Raw genomic sequence first — 19364 nt, forward strand, 5'->3', positions numbered from 1 at the left:
GAAATCCAATTTAAGTTTGATGTTTATAATACTACTCAAACTTTTACTATTACAGTAAAAAACACAAATTATAAGGATAAGTACTTTTGGACAGAGTCACGTACAAAAGATATTCCAAGCATTTTAAAAACACTTAAATATATGCAAACTAGAATTCTAAACTAATATTATTTAATTAAAAAACGGAGTTACTAACAACTCCGTTTTTATAATATTTTACCTTATGTTCTTTTATTGTTTTTTTCCTTTTGACAATACGAATAGCAAAATCAAGGTCAAAACAGCCAGTATCGTACCTGCTAGAATTAAAACGACATCATGTGCCTCTTTAAAAGCTGTCATTGCCGCTTTCTTAATTATCTCACCTTTTTCTCCTCCCAACTCATTGGCAACAATCATTGCATCACCTATTGAATTATTTACCTGCTTTGGAAGTCCATTAAATAATTGATCGCTAACAGTAAACTTTTTAATAAAAATCTGAGAAAGTATAATGCCAAAAAAAGTAATTCCTAATCCAGTACCTAATTCATAAGAAATAGATTCCATTGAACCAGCCATTCCAGCTTTATCAAGTGGAGCTGCAGACATTATAGCCGTTGTTCCAGCTATTAATACCACTCCTAAACTAAATCCTAAAACTATCAACCAGAACAATAAACTAGCTGTAAATGAGCTAAAATCTAATTGGCTTAACATAAAAAATGATAACGACGATAACGACAATACTGTAACTATTAGATTCTTAAAGCTAATTTTACCCAATATCGAACCTGTTAGCGGGCCTGCTACTGCAGAAGAAGCTACAAGTGGCAACATGAATAGACCCGCATCTATTGGACTTAACTTATGTACAAATTGAAGTTCTTGTGCCAATAAAAACTCAAAACCTACTATAACTGCCATAGGAACAAAACAAAGTAACATTCCTAACAAAATTCTTCTATCTTTCAATAATTTCATATCAATCATTGGTGAAGATGAAATCTTCTGTTTTTTAAAAAACAATCTCAAAAAGAGGAATCCAACTATTCCAACAGCAATACTGATCCACAAAGGATGATCTTCTTTAAAAATAGTCTTAATACCATAAATAAATAGAATCACACCAACCAACACTAATGCTGCGTCTTTTAACAACCAAGGTTTCTCAGGACTCGAAATTCCTTTGGGAACACCAATACATATTAAGGGAATAACAATCAAAATTAATGGAAGATTTATTAAAAAAACAGCCCCCCACCAATAATGTTCTACAATAACTCCACCAATTACAGGTCCAACTGCCGCTCCAGCTGTACCTATAGCCGCCCAGATACCTAATGCTGTACCACGTTGCGCTTCATTGGTAAAAGTTTGACTTATTATAGCAAGAGTAACTGGCATAATCATTGAACCTCCTAAAGCCAAAAGCGCTCGAGAAAGTATTAAATAAATCGGTGCAGAAGAAAATCCAGCCAAAAATGAGGCTACTCCAAATATAGTTAAACCAAATAACAGTACTTTTTTATGTCCAATTTTGTCTCCTAAAATCCCCATAGGTAATAACAAACCTGCCATAATAAGCGGATAAATATCTATAATCCATAATACTTCGTTACCCGATGCTCCCAATGATAATGTAAGCGTAGGAATAGCAACATGTAGTATTGTAGCATCAATAGTTACAGGAATAAGTGCAGTGATAATAATAGCAAGTATAAGCCATTGATTTTTCACGCTATTATCCCCTTTTGATACTTTTTCTAACTTCTTCATTATAATGAATTATATTATTTTATTACAAAGTAACCATAAAATTTACTTCACTTGATTATTTCTATAATAAAATCACGCTCTAAATTTCAAATTATACCTTTAATAAACAAAAAGCCCACACTACAGAGTGGGCTAAAAGAAAATTTATTCAATAAAATTACAGAACTATCTTTGTTCTGTAATTTCAGATTTATTAAGTTTAATAACTCTTATTTTTTTATTCGTATAATCCGATAAAAAAAGATGGTCGTTAAGTTGTGCTATACTTACTATACTTCCAAAATTATTTTGTCCCATAATATCCAAGGCATTAACTCTTGGATTATAAATTTTATCCATAAACTCTTTTTTAGGATAAAGGCGTAGAAAATTTGAATTACCTACATTCTCTGACGTTACAGCCCAATCAGCAGAGATAGCAACTGCCAATGGCTTTGCTTCGTTAAAAGGCACTACAACAGGCTGAATTGGAGCTTTTAATGAAGCTGTAGCATTAGCACGAATACCTGCAATGTTGTAATACAGATATCCTTTAGCATTTCTTCCTGCTACTACTAAGTTCCCATCAGCGACATCCATTGAATAAACTTCATCAAATCCTTTTAAGGTATTTAATTTAGCAAAAGGAGCTAAATTCCATTCACTTTTATCTGTAATTTGAGATACTAAAAAAACTTTAATACTAGTTTCTTTTTCTTTAACGAATACCAATCCGTCTTTTACTACAACTCCAAAAACGTGAACAAAAGTATTCCACCATTGACCGTTTCCTAAGATACTAATTCCTGCATTTGTCACTTCATCAATAACAAAAAGTCTTGATTCGGCACTTCCAATATAAATTCTACCATTATCAATAGACACCGAAGTAAGCTTAGTAAATGCAACTGTTGAAGCTCCTTTAGTATAATTTGTAATTGTTTTTAAGTGAACTAATGTTTGAGCATTAAAAACTTCAAGTACATCTCCATTACAAACATACAATTTATCATTTGCTATGGCTATTCCATTAGGATCTAGCGTTCCTTTTCCATCTCCAATCTGGCTTGCAGTAATTGATGCTTCATCTGTAGGATAATAATAACTATGATTTGGAGAGGTTTCGTCGTAAGAATCCTTGCTACAATTTGTAAAAACACAAAGTAACAGTATAGAAAAAACTAATTTATTCATTTTGATTTTATTTGTTAATTCCATTTTCCTTCTCCTTTATATTTTAATAAGAATGGATTTTTTGGATTAATCGTAAAAACAGGTTTTTTATAAGTACCAGTAAGGTATTTTGTCTTAGTCCAGCCTTTTAACACTTCTGGATCAGTAAAAGGAAGGTCTTTTAAGTGAATTAAATATTTATAAAAATGGGTCAACATTTCCTGTTGTCCACCACCTTCGCCACTATTAGCTAGATTACTACTATGATTAAAACCAATATGATGTGAATATTCATGTGACCAAACCGACATTTCGCCTACCCAATGACCCGTTACATAACCCGATTCCCACTGAGAGGCTAAAGCCCCTCCGCCCCATGCTGAATCTCCTCCTACCATCGCCATATAAACGGTTCTACTATCAAGGTAATCCAAATATATTTTTTCAACAGCAAGTTTAGTAAGATAATCATAGACACCATTAGCATCAGCTGTATTCCCATGCCAATACGTTGCGCCATTTACAGCAGTACCAGCTTGGGCTGCTTGCTCTTTTTTATACCTGTCAAAATTAATAAAAGTGTCGTAATACATCGGATGACTTAAAGCATACGAATAATTAATAATCATTGCTATTGCTTCTTTGGCCAAAACAGGATTCATTGGCAAATATTTACCGAATTCGTTAATATGGTACCCATCATGAAATTGGACCAAATGCGAAGACTTTATTTTTTTGAATTTTGCAAATAAAGGATCACTTGATTCAACCGAAAATTCGATTGCGCCAGAAGAAAAGCCATCAATTTTATCAATTGTCACTGCATTACCTGTTTCTAATAAATAATCATTTTTTCCAGCTACTAAAGGAATTTGGTGAAATGAACGATGAAAAGCCGGGATTTTTGTAAAATTGTAAATTAAAAATCTTTTATCATAATTAGCTAATTTAGCGTAGATTCTCACATCTGTAAGCCCGACAGGAGAATAAAGAGAAATTTGCACCGAATCTTTCCCTTTTTGAATCACTTGTAATGGCTGATTTACACGAAACCAACGATCTTGTTTATCATACATTTTCGATGAACTTTCATCATCTTCAAACATAGTCATAGCATGATTTCCTATTGGTAAATTTGTTGCATCAATGCTCGGTAAATACTTGGCGTCGTATGCAGTAGATTGGTCTTCGTGATCACAGCTTGTGAAAACTAGAAAACCAAAAATTAGTAAGCTGGCAAAGTACCAACTCTTAAAATTTGTAATCATTGTAGGTTAATTTAAATTTGTTTTGAGCTCTGGAGTATTAGATTTTAAATCTAAAGAGCGCAAATATCTTCTATTCTTTTTTAAATAAAAATTTGTTTTTCTTATTTATAAAAAACGATAATTAAACTATTTCCATCAATAAAAAACTAGTTTACCGATGTAATTCTATAAATATAAATTCTAAGATATCATAAGTTCTCTCTAATTAAAACACAAAAAAAGTGGCTATCCACCATATATATGTTTTAAAAACCTATCTGTGTTTTGCTAGATTTGCATTACTTCTATAAACAAACAAAGCCTGAACATTGTCAGGCTTTATTGTTATAATAGACTAAAAATTTACTTTACAGTTCCAAACATCATTATCAATCTATCACCAAGATAGAAATTTAATGTTTGTTCTGCTACATCAAAACGTAATTCTTTATCACTTAAAAGAGAAAGCATTTTTCGTTCTGTTTTAGCAACTTCTTCATCAATACATGCCATTCTAGTTGATCCTAAACCACTAAATACAATACGATCATTCTCTTTAAGAGTGTATGTTCCAAAAAAGTTATTACATCCAGTATTTCCGTTCACTTTCTTTTTAGTTTGATCAAATTTAATAGAAGCACGTCCATAATCTTGTCCTACGTTTTCTAACATGATTAGTTTCCAATTATTTTTAGCAATAAAACTCCAAACATCATTCTGGGTAGGAATAGAAAACTCCATGATGATTTTATTTTTCAAATTCTTAAACTGCACCTTGTTATTTTTCTTTACAATTTTAAACTTTTTGTCTTTTATTGCATTAGTAAAATCTTGCTCTAATTTCATGTTTTTTTCATCACAAGACATTAAAGTTCCATAAGGAGAATCAATTTTTATTTGATTTTTTGAAGAAAGCTTAGTGAACTTTGCACCGAAGTTATTACAACCACTTTTTCCGTTAATCATTCCCGTAGCTTCATTCATTGTTAAATACACATTCCCTGTATTTATATTTTTACCGTTTAAACGAGTTAATATCATTTTTGTATCATAAATCCCTTTTTCCTTTACTACAGGTGTTTTAGAAATAATACTTTTTAATTTATACTCGTATGAAGATGCATCTGCTGGAATAACACCTTCTCTTTTGGTTCTGATAACCATAAGTTCATATCGATTCCCTTTTTCAAAATCAAAACCTTCGATATGATCGTAAAAAAACTGCCAATCACTCTTATTATTATATTTTATTTGCAAGCATTCCATAGGAGCAACACCTTGACAAGGCACTTTATTTTCTTTAACAAACATTTTTAATGTTTCTTGTCCATAGCTTAATGATGATACTAAAGTCACCATCATAAAAATAAACATGCATTTTAATTTTTTCATTCTTTTTAAATTTTATAATACTTCACGAAGTATTTGATTATTCTTTTATTTTGCTTGCATTAATTGTGCCATTCTAAAGAAACTTTATTTTTTAAAGAAACTTTAAGCTTCGAAGAATAACCTATAAACAAGCACAAAACAGCCAAAATCTAAAATTATTAATAGTCTTTAAAACACTATCTCCAATAATTCAAAAAATAAACTTCTATGTGCTAGCCAATTACATAAATAACACTAAAACAGTTTCCATTTCACCTTTGCCTCCCTAAAGGGCTATTAAAATTACAATAAAAAATTTAATTATTTAATGAAGCTATATCTATATTCTCTAAAGCAACTACAATAAATCATAAAATAATCAATTTTAAATCCGGAATACTACCAATGGCAGCAATTTTGATGGAGTAAAAAATCTAAAAATAGTCAACAGAAGATTTCTTGAACTATTTTGATAATAGAAGTACGAATACTTCTGCGGAATCTTTTAATGCCAAAGTAAAAGCATTTAGAAGTCAATTTAGAGGAGTAAGAAATATAGATTTCTTCTTATTCAGATTATCAAATCTTTTTGCCTAATCCCCAACTTTTGCGCATGATTCATTTTATCGCTCCACAGCTTTTCGTGTTGATCTAAAAAACCACTCAATTGAGTGGTTTTTTTCGTGAACGCAGAAGGATTCGAACCTTCGACCGCCTGCTTAGAAGGCAGGTGCTCTATCCAACTGAGCTATGCGTCCGGCCTGTATTTTACACAAAAAAGCCACTCGATGAGTGGCTTTTTGTGAACGCAGAAGGATTCGAACCTTCGACCGCCTGCTTAGAAGGCAGGTGCTCTATCCAACTGAGCTATGCGTCCATTTTTTTAAACTTTATGGAAAAGTTTGTCGGGGTGGCAGGATTCGAACCTGCGGCCTCCTGCTCCCAAAGCAGGCGCGATAACCGGGCTACGCTACACCCCGAAGGCAAAATTATTAAGCGGAGAGACAGGGACTCGAACCCTGGCACCGATCACTCGATGACAGTTTAGCAAACTGCTCCATTACCACTCTGGCACCTCTCCTAAGCTCAGAGAAACGTGTCTCGTTTTGCGGTTGCAAATCTAAGACAACATTATGTATTCCACAACTATTTTGAAGACTTTTTTCAATATTTTTTCATGTTTTTTCAAAATAGCTTCACTATCAAACAAATACAAAAAAAATATTTTACTAATAATTAAAAAACACAATCAAAACGCTCAAAATTTGAATTTGTTTAAATAAACATTAAATTTGCTTCATTAACTAAATCACACAGAAAATGAACAAAAGAGTTGTTATTGTTTCTGCCGTTAGAACCCCTATCGGAAGTTTCATGGGAGGATTATCTACAGTCACAGCCCCAAAATTAGGTGCTGTAGCTATTAAAGGAGCTTTAGAGAAAATACAATTAGACCCCAATTTAGTTGATGAAGTATTCATGGGTAACGTAGTACAAGCAGGAGTTGGACAGGCGCCAGCACGTCAGGCAGCAATATTTGCTGGATTACCAGAGAAAGTAGTTTGCACGACTGTAAACAAAGTTTGCGCATCAGGAATGAAAGCAGTGATGTTTGGCGCTCAAGCAATTGCTTGTGGCGATGCCGAGATCGTAATTGCTGGTGGAATGGAAAACATGAGTTTGATTCCACATTACGTACAAATGCGTAATGGAACTAAGTTTGGCCCAACAACAATGGTTGACGGAATGCAAAAAGATGGTTTGGTAGATGCTTACGATAACAACGCAATGGGAGTTTGCGCTGATTTATGTGCATCTGAATATAACATCAGTCGTGAAGAACAAGATAATTTTGCAATTCAATCTTACGAAAAAAGTGCAAAAGCTTGGGATGCAGGAAAATTTGACTCAGAAATCGTTCCAGTTGCAGTACCACAACGAAAAGGAGACCCTGTAATCGTATCAAAAGACGAAGAGTACACTAATGTAAAGCTAGACAGAATCCCTTCGTTAAATGCTGTTTTTACTAAAGATGGAACTGTAACTGCCGCAAACGCCTCAACAATAAATGATGGTGCTGCTGCTGTAATTTTAATGTCTGAAGAAAAAGCCATTGCTTTAGGATTAAAACCTCTTGCCTACATAAAAAGTTATGCCGATGCTGCGCAAGAACCAAAATGGTTTACAACAAGTCCAGCAAAAGCATTACCAAAAGCATTAGATAAAGCAGGAATCTCAATTAATGATGTAGATTATTTTGAATTCAACGAAGCCTTTGCTGTTGTTGGATTAGCTAATTCAAAAATACTAGGTTTAGATAATGATAAAATAAACGTAAATGGTGGTGCCGTTTCATTAGGACATCCACTAGGTTGTTCAGGTGTTCGAATTATCGTAACTTTAATCAATGTTTTAGAACAAAACAATGCCAAAATCGGTGCAGCAGCTATATGCAATGGTGGCGGTGGAGCTTCGGCAATTATTATCGAAAGAGCATAAATAATCATAAATCAGGAATTATTATTAATTAATAACTCCTGATTTTTAACTCATAAAATACACTACATGTTCGGAATTTGTAATCTAGCCATAGTGCCTGTTCGATTTGAACCGAGTGATAGAAGCGAAATTGTTAGCCAAGTATTATTTGGAGAACATTTTGAAATTCTGGAACAGCAAAATCAATGGTCTAAAATTAAAATCCAATTCGACGATTACGAAGGTTGGGTTGATTCCAAACAATACCAGATAATATCAGAGACAAATTATAATTTGTTGTCATCAGACGTACAAATTTTAAATGCCGATTTAATTGATTATATCACATCACCAGATAATGTATTACTACCTATTCCTCTTGGCGCATCGCTAACTTTTTTGAATAATAGCGAAATAAACACTTCTAATTTTGAATTCGAAGGCACAAAAACAAGCGGTATAAAACCAAAAATAAATTTAATAAATACAGCTTATATGTATTTAAACGCACCCTACCTTTGGGGAGGAAAAACTCCTTTTGGACTCGACTGCTCAGGTTTTACACAAATGGTTTACAAACTAAACGGATATAAAATCCATCGTGATGCCTCACAACAAGCAATGCAAGGCGACCCATTGAGTTTTATTGAAGAAAGTGAAGCAGGCGATTTGGCCTTTTTTGATAATGAAGAAGGAAACATCACACACGTAGGTATAATCATGGACAATAATTACATTATTCACGCCAGTGGAAAAGTACGAATTGACCGTTTGGACCACTTAGGAATTTACAATCCTGAAACAAACAGACACACACACAAACTGCGTGTTATCAAAAAGATTATCTAATAGTTCTTCTTCTACAAATCGTAGAAACCTCAGGGCTAGTTTATACATAGCCAAGGTAATTTACGTATAAAAATCAGACTTAACTTAAAACAATTAGAATGTCAAATGCACCAGAAATAATTGCAGAAATTGATAGTTTTTTAGATAAGTATTCACTCAAGAAAAACACATTAACATCTCAGGATTTAATTAATTATATTGAAGAAAAATGGCATCAGGCCGATGATGAAAAATACAAAATCCATCAGGCAAGTATTTTTATTGGTCGAATGATTAATGAATACATAAAACTAAAAGAATACAACAATATGAAAAGGTGGCTGGATATGATGAATCTTCATTCGCTATCTCAAAAACACCCCAATTATATTAATAATTATTACAATGGCGAATGCTGTTTAGAATGTGGAAATGAAGAAAAAGCATTAGAATATTTTCATTTATCCTATACAGAAAACCCAGAATACATCTTTACTAGGGCACCATTTTGTTTTGAGTTTTTTAATAAACATCTTAAAAACCCTAAAGAACTTCCAAACAGAAAACAAGATGATGAAGATTACAATACAATCAACCTAAAAGACTGGCAATTATTCTTTAATGAAAACGAAGAAACTATAGAATACATCATATTAGACGACGATTCAGATGAAATCGAAGAACATTCTATCGAACACAACAACGGAATACAATATTTACAAAACAATCAGACAGCAATCCTAGAAGGCATCCTGTCTGAGCTTCTAAACAAATATCCCAAATTACAAGAAATCTATAATTATCCACAAGATAAAAAAGAAGATTTCATGCCAGACATATCAGAGATAAAAGGTTTTGCAAATTTATTATCACCAGGAGTAATCTATATAACATCAATATTCAAAGATAACATTCCCTATATTGGTTATCTATTTTCCTGTTCATGGGACGCAGAACATGGATTAGGCGTAATGACTTATAAAAACCAAGTAATAGAAATTGGCGGAGCAGATACTGCATTCTCAACTTGGTCAGCAGAAGAAGATTTAAACAAAAACTAAGCTTTTTATCCTCTAATCTGTGGCAAAACCATTTAGCACAAATCATATTTAATTAAGACGCACCAATTTTCTAAACTCCGAAGGGCTGTTTCCTTTTTGTTTTTTGAAGAATTTATTAAAATGGCTTTCGTCTGTAAATCCAAATTCATAAGAAATCTCATTGATCCGTTTTTCACTAAACTGTAAGCGATGCTCAATTAGTTTTGTTTTATAATTGCTAATGTATTGCTGCATCGTTTCATTAGCATGTTTCTTAAAATAACGTCCTAAATAAGTCCCAGAAATTCCAAAATGCTCACTAATCGATTCCGCTTTTATTTTCTCAGGATAATAAATATTATTCTGGATGTATTGCAAAATATCCATCGCTTTTGCTTCACAACCAATATTTACCTGCTCAGGCAGATACTTCGCAATATTTCGGGCAACAACAATAATCAAAGTATTTACCAATTGCTGAATTAATTCTTTATTGTAAATATCTTTATCCTGATGCTCACGCATAATGGCTTCGATCATGGTTTTAATCAAAACTTTATCCGAATCATTTTTTAAGATGCATCCAGGCTGATGATTCGCATTTTGAAGAATATATTCCAATCGTTGAATATTTTCATTCTGCAAGCTCGAGTTTTTCAAATAAATATCATTAAATCGTAAGAAAAAAAACTCTGTTTCAGTCTTAATAGTAAAGTTATGGCAATCCTCAGGTGTTAGCAAAAACAAATGCCCGCCATCATATTCAAATATATTTTTATTAATGCATTGCGAGCCTGTTCCAGACAATACGTAAACCAATTCAAAAAAATTATGACGGTCACCCACATCGGGATATTCAGTTAGTGTTTCAAATGAAACTGTAAAAGGCTCGTATAAGTTTTCTTTTTTCATGCTGCAAATATACCTAATAAACGAAAACATATACCAATTAAAACTCTTAAATTAGGTATAATTTTGCTGAATAATTTTTAAAGCACAAAAACATACTATCATGGAATATAGAAAATTAGGTAATACAGAACTCGAATTATCAGCAATTACATACGGTGCATTTGCCATAGGAGGCACAATGTGGGGAGGAAACGAAAAGAAAGATTCAATAGCATCAATACATGCCTCAATCGATAATGGCGTAACAACACTTGATACAGCCCCTTTTTATGGCTTTGGATTAAGCGAAGAAATGATTGGTGAAGCACTTAAATCTCAAAACCGATCAAAAGTACAAATCCTTTCTAAATTTGGATTAGTTTGGGATGGAAGTAATCAAGGCAAAGGAGAATTCTTTTTTGAAGCCGAAGACAATGGTAAAAATATACCAGTATATAAATTCGCTTCTAAAGCTAATATCATCAAAGAAGTTGAAGAAAGCTTAAAGCGGCTACAAACCGATTATATCGATTTACTACAAATACACTGGCCAGATGCAACTACACCCATAAGTGAAACTATGGAAACTATGGAATTATTAATCCAACAAGGAAAAATAAAAGCTGCCGGAGTCTGTAATTATAGTGAAACACAAATACAAGAAGCACAAAAAACAATACAATTAGCGTCCAATCAAGTATCATACAGCATGCTAAATCGCAGTATCGAATCCGATTTAGTTCCGCTTGCAATAGCACAAAAAATTGGTATAATTGCATACAGTCCAATGGAAAGAGGTTTACTAACTGGTAAATATTTTACTGATAGTAAATTAAAAGATAATGATCACCGTAATGGTTATTTTAGTCAATTCGATCTTCCTAAAGTAAAGACATTAGTCGAAGAACTAAGTTCACTAGCCAATACAAAAAATGCAACACTAGCCCAATTAGTCTTGCGTTGGACAACTTTACAAAAAGGAATTACAATAGTGTTAGCAGGGGCCCGAAATGCAGAACAAGCAATTTCTAATGCAAAAGCAATGGATTTTGATTTATCAGCATCCGAACTTGATTTCATTAACCAAGCAATATTAAAAACAAAATAAGAATCTTTAGGGTGTGACCCGCTAAAAAAAGCGGGTCGGGTCATTCGCTAAATCTTTTATTTTTTTAAAGAAAAAAAATAAAAGGATACCGCTACTCCCCCTCACACAAAAGAGTTACTAATACATTAGAATATAAAATGATGAAAAAAATATTTATAATAAACGGTGGGCAAAAATTTGCTCACTCAGGAGGAAAATTTAATCAAACCATTCAAGACTGGACAACAGATTTTTTGTCTCAAAACAGTAAATACGAAATAAAAACAACCAATATAAACGACAAAATTAACCTACAGGAAGAAACAGATAAATTTGTCTGGGCAGACTTAATTATCTACCATACACCAATTTGGTGGTTTCAGTTACCAAATGGTTTCAAAAAATACATCGATGATGTTTTTACTGCGGGACATAACAACGGAATTTACAAAAATGACGGAAGAAGCCGTGTAAATCCAGATATCAATTACGGAACTGGCGGGCTTTTACACGGACGTAAATATATGCTTACTACAAGTTGGAATGCACCTAAGACAGCATTCACACTACCAGGAGAGTTTTTCGAACAAACCTCTGTTGATGATGGAGTACTATTTGGTTTTCATAAAATGAATAAATTTACAGGAATGGAAAAATTAGACAGTTTTCATTTTCACGATGTTGAGAAAGGAGCAACTCCAGAAAATATTGCTATCTTTAAACAGGAATATACTACACATTTAGAACAACTTTTTAAAACTATATTAGCATGATTTCAATTACAGCGATTATTAAAAGCAAAAAAGAAAACATTGAACAAGTAAAAACCATGATTGAAAATCTGGTGAATCAAACCAGAAAGGAAACTGCTTGTGTTCGTTATGATTTACACGCTACCGAAAATGTTTTTATCATTTGGGAAGAATGGAAAAGTCAGACTGGACTTGACATACACAACAATCAGTCGTATTTACAAGATTTTATTACTAACAGCGAAACATTACTAGCATCACCAATTCAAGTTTATAAAACAATACAATTATTATAAAATAAAAATGAAAGCACTCTATATAAATACTTACGAATCAGATTTTGTAAGCACTCAAATTGAAAAACCTACTCCAAAAACAGGAGAAGTTTTAATTAAAATACACGCAAGTGGAGTTAATCCAATAGATAATAAAATTAGAACTGGTAAAGCACCTTATGCTACACCTATATTACCTGCAATTTTAGGAACTGATCTTGCAGGAGTTATTGAAGAAGTCGGCACAGATGTTAGCGATTTCATCATTGGAGATGAAGTTTATGGACTTGCCGGAGGCGTTTTAGGGCTTCAAGGAACATTAGCAGAATACATCGCTGTAGACGCTAATTTATTAGCAAAAAAACCTACAAATCTAACAATGAGAGAAGCGGCAGCCGTTCCCTTGGTCTTACTCACAGCTTGGGAAGGTTTAGTAGATAGAGTAACTATAAAAAAAGGAGACAAAGTTCTAGTTCATGGAGGTGCTGGTGGTGTAGGTCATATGGCAATTCAGCTTGCTAAAATCTTTGGTGCCGATGTATACACAACCGTTTCTTTAAAAAAATCAGCTATTGCCAAATCATTAGGAGCAACTCCTATTGATTACAAATCTGTTGAAGTTGAAAATTATGTTAATCAACATACACAAGGAATCGGTTTTGATATTATTTATGACACTGTAGGCGGGCAATCTTTAGATGATTCATTTAAAGCAATTCGTCATTATGGTCACATAAGTAGCTGTGCTGCTTTTGGAACACATAATTTAGCTACAGGATCCCTTCGATCATCTAACTTACATGGAGTATTTGTTCTACATCCAATGTTAAGCGGAGAAGGAAGAAAACATCATGGAGATATTCTTAAACAGGCTGCAAAACTAATTGAAGAAGGAAAATTAAAACCAATTTTAGATTCTAGAAAATTCACATTAGACAATGCCATAGAAGCGCATAAAGCAGTAAGTGATGGTTCTGCTATTGGAAAAATTGTAGTAGATATTCTTTAGATTTTTAAACTAATAAATTTTCCGACCTACAAATATTCTTTGTAAAATAAATAAAAAAGGCTTTAGCTAAATCTATTATCGATTTGGCTATAGCCTTTTAAATATCCTATCTCAAACCAACATCTTATCAATATTTAAAAAAATTACTTTATCCCACCAAAAGCACCAAAACACATGTTTTTATGTAAAATTTCGACACTGGTAAAACCTATTTTTTTCATCAAATCCAATTGGTAATTCATAGATCGTGGCGAATCTTCTTTGGCGACATAATCCAATACATTTTTACGGTATTCCTTACCTCCTAGCCCTTCTAAATAATCGCCATATCGTTCCCAAGTATATTCATTTAATAATTCCGTATCTTGAGTAATCAAATCCGAAATCATAAAACAGCCACCAGGTTTTAATAATCTATATATCTTAGTAAAAGTTGTCTCCCAATCGGCATCATCTCGTAAATGATGCAAAACTGCTCCAGCTAAAACAATATCATAATGATTCTCTAGCAATTCTACATCACGAATATCACCTTGCTTTACTTCTACCCTATTATTGGTTGCTTCCGAAACCCTCTCTAATGCTTTATCCAACATTGGTTTACTTAAATCAACCAAAGTGCAATTTAAATTCGGAACTTTTGTAAGCATCATCAACGTATAATTACCCGCACCACAACCGATATCTAATACATTTTTTGCATTAGGCACAATCCTCTTTGAAGCTTCTGTGATAAGTTCTAACGAAATTTTCGCATCAATAGTAGACAATTGCCCTGTATCTAAATTTGAAAATCGTTCGACATCATTATCAAAACGTTCCCTTATTTCTGCAATAGTTGATTTTTTCATAGTTTTTTGTTTTAGGTTTTCACACAGATTTGGTAGATTAAGCCGATAATCATAAATATTAAAATCTTTTTATCCCGATAGCTATCAAGTGTAGCTAAAAAAATAACCCGCTCAATCTGCCAAATCTGCTTGAAACATTTTTTTTCAAAAGTATTCTTTTGATATATCACTCAAAAATACTTGTTTCATAATTCATCAATGCACACCAAATTTATAAAACTACGTTATCTAAACTTTTTTTTGGCTCAAGCCCATGAATTAAACGCTATTAAATTAACCCAAAAACATTACTTTACTTGAACTTAAATTCATGAAACCCTACTATTATAATACGAAACACAAGCCTGTTTATTTATCAAAAACAAAAAACCGAAGAGAGAAAACATTATGCTTATAGCTAACTTTTAAATACCTTAGCAAAAAATAATCATTACCCATAAAACTATCAAAATGGCTGAGCAATCTTCAATTCAGTGTCCAAATTGCGGAACAATAATCGATGTAAATGATATCCTAAAACATCAGTTAGAAGATAGCATACGTAAAGAATTTCAGCAAAAGGCTACTGCTCAGACAAAAGAGTTAGAGCTTAAGAATGAACAATTTGAAAAAGCCAAATCTGAATTTGAAGCCAAAAAGAAACAAGAAAACGAACTTTTCACAGAACGCTTGGACCGAGAGAAAAAGATAGCTGAAAAGGAAATTACTGAAAAACTTAAAACAAAACTCGACGAAGAAAATAAAGACCGTTTACTTTCGATGGAAAAAGAACTTTCGGAGAAATCTGAAAAGTTGCGGGAATTAAATAAAATGGAAGGTGAAATTGCTAAACTCCAACGTGAAAAACTGGAAATGAAGGAAGCAATTGAAGCCGAATCACAAAAACAGCTCAATGCCGCTTTAGTTCTTGAACGTGATAAAATTCGAAAACAAGAGGAAGAAAAAAATGAGCTAAAGATAAAAGAATACCAAAAACAATCCGACGACCAAAAGAAACTTATCGAAGAAATGAAACGCAAGCAGGAACAAGGTTCTATGCAATTGCAAGGTGAAGTAATGGAATTGGCTATTGAAGAATGGCTTGCTTCTAATTTTCCGTTAGATAGTATCGATGAAGTTAAAAAAGGTGCTAATGGAGCCGATTGCTTACAGATTGTAAACACCCGCGAATTACAAAATTGCGGATCTATTTATTACGAAAGCAAACGTACCAAGGCTTTCCAACCTGCTTGGATTGAAAAATTTAAAAATGATATTCGTGATAAAAAAGCCAACATCGGAGTGCTTGTTACCGAAGTTATGCCTGCTGGAATGGATCGTATGGGAATGCGTGATGGAATCTGGATATGTACTTACGAAGAATTTAAAGGATTAAGTGCCGTTTTACGCCAATCATTAATACAAGTAAGTCAAGCAGTACAGGCACAAGAAAACAAAGGTGATAAAATGGCTATGTTATACGATTTCTTAACCAGTAACGAATTCCGTTTACAGATTGAAGGTATCGTAGAAGGTTTTACACAAATGCAAAGCGACTTAGATTCCGAAAAAAGAGCCATGCAGCGTATCTGGAAACAACGCGAAAAACAAATAGAGAAAGTAGTCAATAATACCTTAGGAATGTACGGATCTATACGCGGTATAGCGGGAAATGCAGTTCAAACCGTAAGAGCTTTAGAACTCGATTTTATTGATGACCAAACAGAGGAATTAGAGTGAAATTAAGATGCTGAGTAACTAAGTAGCTAAGGCGCTAAGGTTAATGTAAAGCACTTTGACTCCGCTCAGGAGGACAAAATAACGTCAATAAAATAATTTGCCAAGTTGAACTAAATCAAAGCCAGATTAACTAAATCTAAAAATCCTTCGACTCCGCTCAGGAGGACAAGATAACGTCAATAAAATAATTTGCCAAGTTGAGCTAAATCAAAGCCAAATTAGCTAAATCTAAAAATGCTTCGACTCCGCTCAGGAAGACAAGATAGTGTCAATGAACTATTTCGTCAGGCTGAGCGAAGTCGAAGCTTGATTAATTAAAATAATAACTAGTCAACCTTCTTAAAAACCAAAAGTAATCCTGATGGGTTTGACAAGGACAATCTGTTATTTGCAACTGTATAAGTTGTTGTACTCTGAAGCGCTTTTAAAAACTCGTCTTCTTTATTGTTGCCAGCATTACAAGCCATTTCCGTTGAAACTACATTTGTAAAGCGTAATACATCTTTCTCATAAAAGATACCTCCGTTAACTTGATTGCAACCTCCAAATCCCGAAAATCTATTCTCGGCACTATAAATTTCAATTCTTGGTAATTCACGTTGAAAATCAGTTATAGCAACTTTTTTTCCGTTTAATTGCTCCAAAACCCAAATATCATGTAAGCGATAATCGGTGATGTATCTTCCACAACCTTCGATCTTTTTTACGCTTGCATCACTATTATTGGTAATTTCGATTTTAACATTATAAGGCGATTTATCTCCAGACATAGTATCTGTACAATCCATTTGTTGGATAGTAATACTCATACTACCTGTTTTAGTATTAAAACGATATAACTTAACATTGGCATCCATAGCTCTTATTGGGTCAACGTAAGGAGAATTAATCTCTTCTAATCCTTCTATCAGCGATGTAAATCTGATTGTTTCTTTTCCTATCTTCAAACCCCAAAAAGGTTCGTTTCCTGTGGCTTTAAAAAACGTAGAGCCATCATATTCGTCTGCATTATTTGTATTCATAGATGCGGGATTATCTTCCTTTGGTTGTGTTAAAGGTTTTACTGCCGTTTTACAGCTGAATGACAAAATTGCGACGGAGACTAATAAAAATAGTTTTTTCATGTGTGGGATTTTAAAATTAACACCTTAACTTTTAAGACGTTAACCTCTTTAATAAATAAAATAATTTTTAGCTAATTTACAATAAAAAAATAAACACAACAATCTGCAATAATTATCACTAACTCATTTGTATTCTCTCTAATTAGGACTTCTATTGACTTTTAGATTATTTATATCTCTTAAATTATGTATCTTTGATTGTATATATCTCCTTATAAATGACAACACCTTTTCAGAAAGCAAGCGAATGGATTGATGCCGAAAATGCTCAAGATCCAAATCAAGAATCCTATAAAAACAATATGTATCCAAAAGAGTTATTATACTCTAACAGAATGTATAGTAAATTAATGGATTTTTATCCCGAAGCTTCTGAAGAAATACAAATTGCTTCCAAAGCACAACACATATGCAGATGGAAAGTTGCACGCGAATCTTATTCGATGGATCGCATAGGATATTTAAAATGGAGAGAAGAATTAAAAAAATTCCATGCAAAAACAACAGCAGTAATTCTAGAAAAAGCAGGTTATAATGCTGAATTTATTGCTCGTGTTTCTTTTTTGATTGAAAAAAAATTACTTAAAAAAGATACAGAAACCCAATTACTAGAAGATGTTATTTGTCTTGTCTTTCTAGAGTATTATCTTGATCCTTTTGTACATAAACACGATGAAGAAAAACTCAAAAATATCATCAAAAAAACTTGGACTAAAATGTCTGACAAAGGACATCAAGAAGCGCTAAAAATAAACTATAGCGCTGAAAATCTTGAATTAATAAAAGCTTCTTTAGGATTGTAGTTCATCATAAGTTCTATCTCTATTTTGCATTTTAAATCAATCGTATCTAAAAAAATAAAATAAAATTTATAAACTACGACCTGAAAAAAATCTGAAAAAATTAAGAATTACGTATATTAGCATAATAACCTAGCAGATTATACGTAAAATTTAATTTAAAAATTAAGTAAAATGGCAGATAGTATTCGTGTTGTTCTAGCAGATGACCATGTATTTGTAAGGGATGGGGTTAAATCATTATTAAAGAACGAACCTAATATTGAGGTTGTTGGCGAAGCAGCTGATGGCTTAGAAACGCTAGAAGTTGTTACTAATAAACAACCTGATCTACTTATAGTAGATATTCGAATGCCTCACTTAACTGGCATAGAGGTAGTAGAAAAACTTAGAAAACAAAACCAACTTGTTAAGATAATCATACTCACTATGTATGAATCTGAAGAATATGTATTAAAATCTATTAAAGCAGGTGCAGATGGTTATTTATTAAAAGGTTCCAGTAAAGAAGAATTCTTAAAAGCACTACATACAGTTAATCAAGGCGGTAAATACTTTAGTGGAGATGTATCGGCGATATTAATCAAACAACTTCTTAATAATAACTTCAATGACACTTTAAGACAATCTTTAAACGATGAAGTCATAATCACTAAAAGAGAAAAAGAAATTCTTAGATTACTACTATCTGGAAAAGGTAACAAAGAAATTGCAGAAACTCTTAATATTAGTAAAAGAACTGCCGAGGTTCATCGTTTTAATTTAATGAAAAAGCTTAAAGTGAAAAACTTAATGGAACTCTCTAATAAAGCTACCGAATATTCTTTGGTACAGATTAAAACAGATACTATTTCACAGTTCTAAAAACACGTATTTATACTTATTATTAAAGTGCATAAATTAGTTTTTTACCTAAAACAATATTAAATATCTATCAAGATTAAAACTCTTTCTTTATCGTGCCTTAATTATTATTTTCTGT

At 32.7% G+C, this 19364-nt stretch carries 18 protein-coding genes and 4 tRNA genes; 11 read left to right on the forward strand and 11 right to left on the reverse strand.

Features of this window, described 5'->3' with window-relative positions; translation table 11 throughout:
* Nucleotides 1–231 precede the first annotated feature (231 nt).
* The 4 genes from IUY40_RS12820 to IUY40_RS12835 all read right to left on the reverse strand — a co-directional run bounded on the left by IUY40_RS12820 (nucleotide 232) and on the right by IUY40_RS12835 (nucleotide 5549).
* Nucleotides 232–1758 carry an MFS transporter gene (locus tag IUY40_RS12820; protein WP_195737263.1) on the reverse strand — a complete coding sequence of 509 codons (1527 nt, stop codon included), beginning with the start codon at nucleotides 1756–1758 and terminating at the stop codon, nucleotides 232–234.
* 165 nt (nucleotides 1759–1923) lie between these two features.
* Nucleotides 1924–2955 (reverse strand): hypothetical protein, encoded by a 1032-nt coding sequence (locus IUY40_RS12825; RefSeq protein ID WP_195737264.1) that lies wholly within the window; start codon nucleotides 2953–2955, stop codon nucleotides 1924–1926.
* A complete protein-coding gene (locus tag IUY40_RS12830) occupies nucleotides 2946–4178 on the reverse strand; it encodes a hypothetical protein (RefSeq protein WP_195737265.1) in 1233 nt (410 codons plus the stop codon). The genes IUY40_RS12825 and IUY40_RS12830 overlap by 10 nt, the downstream gene beginning before the upstream one ends.
* A gap of 342 nt (nucleotides 4179–4520) precedes the next feature.
* Nucleotides 4521–5549 (reverse strand): META domain-containing protein, encoded by a 1029-nt coding sequence (locus IUY40_RS12835; RefSeq protein WP_195737266.1) that lies wholly within the window; start codon nucleotides 5547–5549, stop codon nucleotides 4521–4523.
* A 438-nt stretch (nucleotides 5550–5987) separates the two neighbouring features.
* Here IUY40_RS12835 and IUY40_RS12840 point away from each other — a divergent pair, with 438 nt between their 5' ends.
* Complete coding sequence (locus IUY40_RS12840) at nucleotides 5988–6125, forward strand: transposase (protein ID WP_229335548.1); 138 nt, start codon at nucleotides 5988–5990, stop codon at nucleotides 6123–6125.
* Between the two features lie 87 nt (nucleotides 6126–6212).
* On the opposite strand, the gene IUY40_RS12845 is transcribed toward IUY40_RS12840, so the two are convergent.
* From IUY40_RS12845 to IUY40_RS12860, 4 genes are all read right to left on the reverse strand, one after another.
* Nucleotides 6213–6286 (reverse strand) — tRNA-Arg (locus IUY40_RS12845).
* 45 nt (nucleotides 6287–6331) lie between these two features.
* Nucleotides 6332–6405 (reverse strand) — tRNA-Arg (locus IUY40_RS12850).
* A 28-nt stretch (nucleotides 6406–6433) separates the two neighbouring features.
* Nucleotides 6434–6508: transfer RNA gene (locus IUY40_RS12855), tRNA-Pro, on the reverse strand.
* Between the two features lie 17 nt (nucleotides 6509–6525).
* A tRNA-Ser gene (locus IUY40_RS12860) sits at nucleotides 6526–6609 on the reverse strand.
* 239 nt (nucleotides 6610–6848) lie between these two features.
* Here IUY40_RS12860 and IUY40_RS12865 point away from each other — a divergent pair.
* The 3 genes from IUY40_RS12865 to IUY40_RS19480 all read left to right on the forward strand — a co-directional run bounded on the left by IUY40_RS12865 (nucleotide 6849) and on the right by IUY40_RS19480 (nucleotide 9895).
* The gene (locus IUY40_RS12865) at nucleotides 6849–8027 is read left to right on the forward strand and encodes an acetyl-CoA C-acyltransferase (RefSeq protein ID WP_195737267.1); all 1179 of its coding nucleotides are present in this window, start codon (nucleotides 6849–6851) and stop codon (nucleotides 8025–8027) included.
* A 66-nt stretch (nucleotides 8028–8093) separates the two neighbouring features.
* On the forward strand, nucleotides 8094–8855 hold the full coding sequence (locus tag IUY40_RS12870; protein WP_195737268.1) for a C40 family peptidase: 762 nt from the start codon (nucleotides 8094–8096) through the stop codon (nucleotides 8853–8855).
* Between the two features lie 98 nt (nucleotides 8856–8953).
* A complete protein-coding gene (locus IUY40_RS19480) occupies nucleotides 8954–9895 on the forward strand; it encodes a hypothetical protein (protein WP_229335549.1) in 942 nt (313 codons plus the stop codon).
* Nucleotides 9896–9943: 48 nt separating this feature from the next.
* On the opposite strand, the gene IUY40_RS12880 is transcribed toward IUY40_RS19480, so the two are convergent.
* The gene (locus tag IUY40_RS12880; protein WP_195737269.1) at nucleotides 9944–10786 is read right to left on the reverse strand and encodes an AraC family transcriptional regulator; all 843 of its coding nucleotides are present in this window, start codon (nucleotides 10784–10786) and stop codon (nucleotides 9944–9946) included.
* A 100-nt stretch (nucleotides 10787–10886) separates the two neighbouring features.
* Between IUY40_RS12880 and IUY40_RS12885 the strand changes: the two genes are divergently transcribed.
* The 4 genes from IUY40_RS12885 to IUY40_RS12900 all read left to right on the forward strand — a co-directional run bounded on the left by IUY40_RS12885 (nucleotide 10887) and on the right by IUY40_RS12900 (nucleotide 13888).
* A complete protein-coding gene (locus IUY40_RS12885) occupies nucleotides 10887–11873 on the forward strand; it encodes an aldo/keto reductase (protein WP_195737270.1) in 987 nt (328 codons plus the stop codon).
* Nucleotides 11874–12013: 140 nt separating this feature from the next.
* Nucleotides 12014–12625: an NAD(P)H-dependent oxidoreductase gene (locus tag IUY40_RS12890; RefSeq protein ID WP_195737354.1), complete on the forward strand. Its 612-nt coding sequence runs from the start codon at nucleotides 12014–12016 to the stop codon at nucleotides 12623–12625.
* The gene (locus IUY40_RS12895) at nucleotides 12622–12900 is read left to right on the forward strand and encodes a putative quinol monooxygenase (RefSeq protein ID WP_195737271.1); all 279 of its coding nucleotides are present in this window, start codon (nucleotides 12622–12624) and stop codon (nucleotides 12898–12900) included. The genes IUY40_RS12890 and IUY40_RS12895 overlap by 4 nt, the downstream gene beginning before the upstream one ends.
* Before the next feature lie 7 nt (nucleotides 12901–12907).
* The gene (locus IUY40_RS12900; protein ID WP_195737272.1) at nucleotides 12908–13888 is read left to right on the forward strand and encodes a zinc-dependent alcohol dehydrogenase family protein; all 981 of its coding nucleotides are present in this window, start codon (nucleotides 12908–12910) and stop codon (nucleotides 13886–13888) included.
* Between the two features lie 143 nt (nucleotides 13889–14031).
* On the opposite strand, the gene IUY40_RS12905 is transcribed toward IUY40_RS12900, so the two are convergent.
* Entirely contained in the window at nucleotides 14032–14739 is a 708-nt protein-coding gene (locus IUY40_RS12905; protein WP_195737273.1) for a class I SAM-dependent methyltransferase, read from the reverse strand.
* Between the two features lie 450 nt (nucleotides 14740–15189).
* Between IUY40_RS12905 and IUY40_RS12910 the strand changes: the two genes are divergently transcribed.
* On the forward strand, nucleotides 15190–16458 hold the full coding sequence (locus tag IUY40_RS12910; protein WP_195737274.1) for a DUF2130 domain-containing protein: 1269 nt from the start codon (nucleotides 15190–15192) through the stop codon (nucleotides 16456–16458).
* Between the two features lie 326 nt (nucleotides 16459–16784).
* Here IUY40_RS12910 and IUY40_RS12915 read toward each other — a convergent pair whose 3' ends face one another.
* Nucleotides 16785–17582 carry an META domain-containing protein gene (locus tag IUY40_RS12915; protein ID WP_195737275.1) on the reverse strand — a complete coding sequence of 266 codons (798 nt, stop codon included), beginning with the start codon at nucleotides 17580–17582 and terminating at the stop codon, nucleotides 16785–16787.
* Nucleotides 17583–17800: 218 nt separating this feature from the next.
* Here IUY40_RS12915 and IUY40_RS12920 point away from each other — a divergent pair, with 218 nt between their 5' ends.
* A complete protein-coding gene (locus IUY40_RS12920; protein WP_195737276.1) occupies nucleotides 17801–18385 on the forward strand; it encodes a DUF4202 domain-containing protein in 585 nt (194 codons plus the stop codon).
* A gap of 171 nt (nucleotides 18386–18556) precedes the next feature.
* The gene (locus IUY40_RS12925; protein WP_195737277.1) at nucleotides 18557–19246 is read left to right on the forward strand and encodes a response regulator transcription factor; all 690 of its coding nucleotides are present in this window, start codon (nucleotides 18557–18559) and stop codon (nucleotides 19244–19246) included.
* The last annotated feature ends 118 nt before the right edge of the window (nucleotides 19247–19364 follow it).

It is taken from the genome of Flavobacterium sp. ALJ2 (genome assembly GCF_015594725.1).
In the GTDB taxonomy this organism is placed as follows: domain Bacteria; phylum Bacteroidota; class Bacteroidia; order Flavobacteriales; family Flavobacteriaceae; genus Flavobacterium.

What these genes read in the sequence shown, in the direction of transcription:
- IUY40_RS12925 (WP_195737277.1), top strand. Translation starts at nt 18,557, where the DNA reads ATGGCAGATAGTATTCGTGTTGTTCTAGCAGATGACCATGTATTTGTA.
- IUY40_RS12895 (WP_195737271.1), top strand. Translation starts at nt 12,622, where the DNA reads ATGATTTCAATTACAGCGATTATTAAAAGCAAAAAAGAAAACATTGAA.
- IUY40_RS12905 (WP_195737273.1), bottom strand. Translation starts at nt 14,739, where the DNA reads ATGAAAAAATCAACTATTGCAGAAATAAGGGAACGTTTTGATAATGAT.
- IUY40_RS12865 (WP_195737267.1), top strand. Translation starts at nt 6,849, where the DNA reads ATGAACAAAAGAGTTGTTATTGTTTCTGCCGTTAGAACCCCTATCGGA.
- IUY40_RS12820 (WP_195737263.1), bottom strand. Translation starts at nt 1,758, where the DNA reads ATGAAGAAGTTAGAAAAAGTATCAAAAGGGGATAATAGCGTGAAAAAT.
- IUY40_RS12870 (WP_195737268.1), top strand. Translation starts at nt 8,094, where the DNA reads ATGTTCGGAATTTGTAATCTAGCCATAGTGCCTGTTCGATTTGAACCG.
- IUY40_RS12885 (WP_195737270.1), top strand. Translation starts at nt 10,887, where the DNA reads ATGGAATATAGAAAATTAGGTAATACAGAACTCGAATTATCAGCAATT.
- IUY40_RS12830 (WP_195737265.1), bottom strand. Translation starts at nt 4,178, where the DNA reads ATGATTACAAATTTTAAGAGTTGGTACTTTGCCAGCTTACTAATTTTT.
- IUY40_RS19480 (WP_229335549.1), top strand. Translation starts at nt 8,954, where the DNA reads ATGTCAAATGCACCAGAAATAATTGCAGAAATTGATAGTTTTTTAGAT.
- IUY40_RS12835 (WP_195737266.1), bottom strand. Translation starts at nt 5,549, where the DNA reads ATGAAAAAATTAAAATGCATGTTTATTTTTATGATGGTGACTTTAGTA.
- IUY40_RS12920 (WP_195737276.1), top strand. Translation starts at nt 17,801, where the DNA reads ATGACAACACCTTTTCAGAAAGCAAGCGAATGGATTGATGCCGAAAAT.
- IUY40_RS12880 (WP_195737269.1), bottom strand. Translation starts at nt 10,786, where the DNA reads ATGAAAAAAGAAAACTTATACGAGCCTTTTACAGTTTCATTTGAAACA.
- IUY40_RS12890 (WP_195737354.1), top strand. Translation starts at nt 12,014, where the DNA reads ATGAAAAAAATATTTATAATAAACGGTGGGCAAAAATTTGCTCACTCA.
- IUY40_RS12825 (WP_195737264.1), bottom strand. Translation starts at nt 2,955, where the DNA reads ATGGAATTAACAAATAAAATCAAAATGAATAAATTAGTTTTTTCTATA.
- IUY40_RS12910 (WP_195737274.1), top strand. Translation starts at nt 15,190, where the DNA reads ATGGCTGAGCAATCTTCAATTCAGTGTCCAAATTGCGGAACAATAATC.
- IUY40_RS12915 (WP_195737275.1), bottom strand. Translation starts at nt 17,582, where the DNA reads ATGAAAAAACTATTTTTATTAGTCTCCGTCGCAATTTTGTCATTCAGC.
- IUY40_RS12900 (WP_195737272.1), top strand. Translation starts at nt 12,908, where the DNA reads ATGAAAGCACTCTATATAAATACTTACGAATCAGATTTTGTAAGCACT.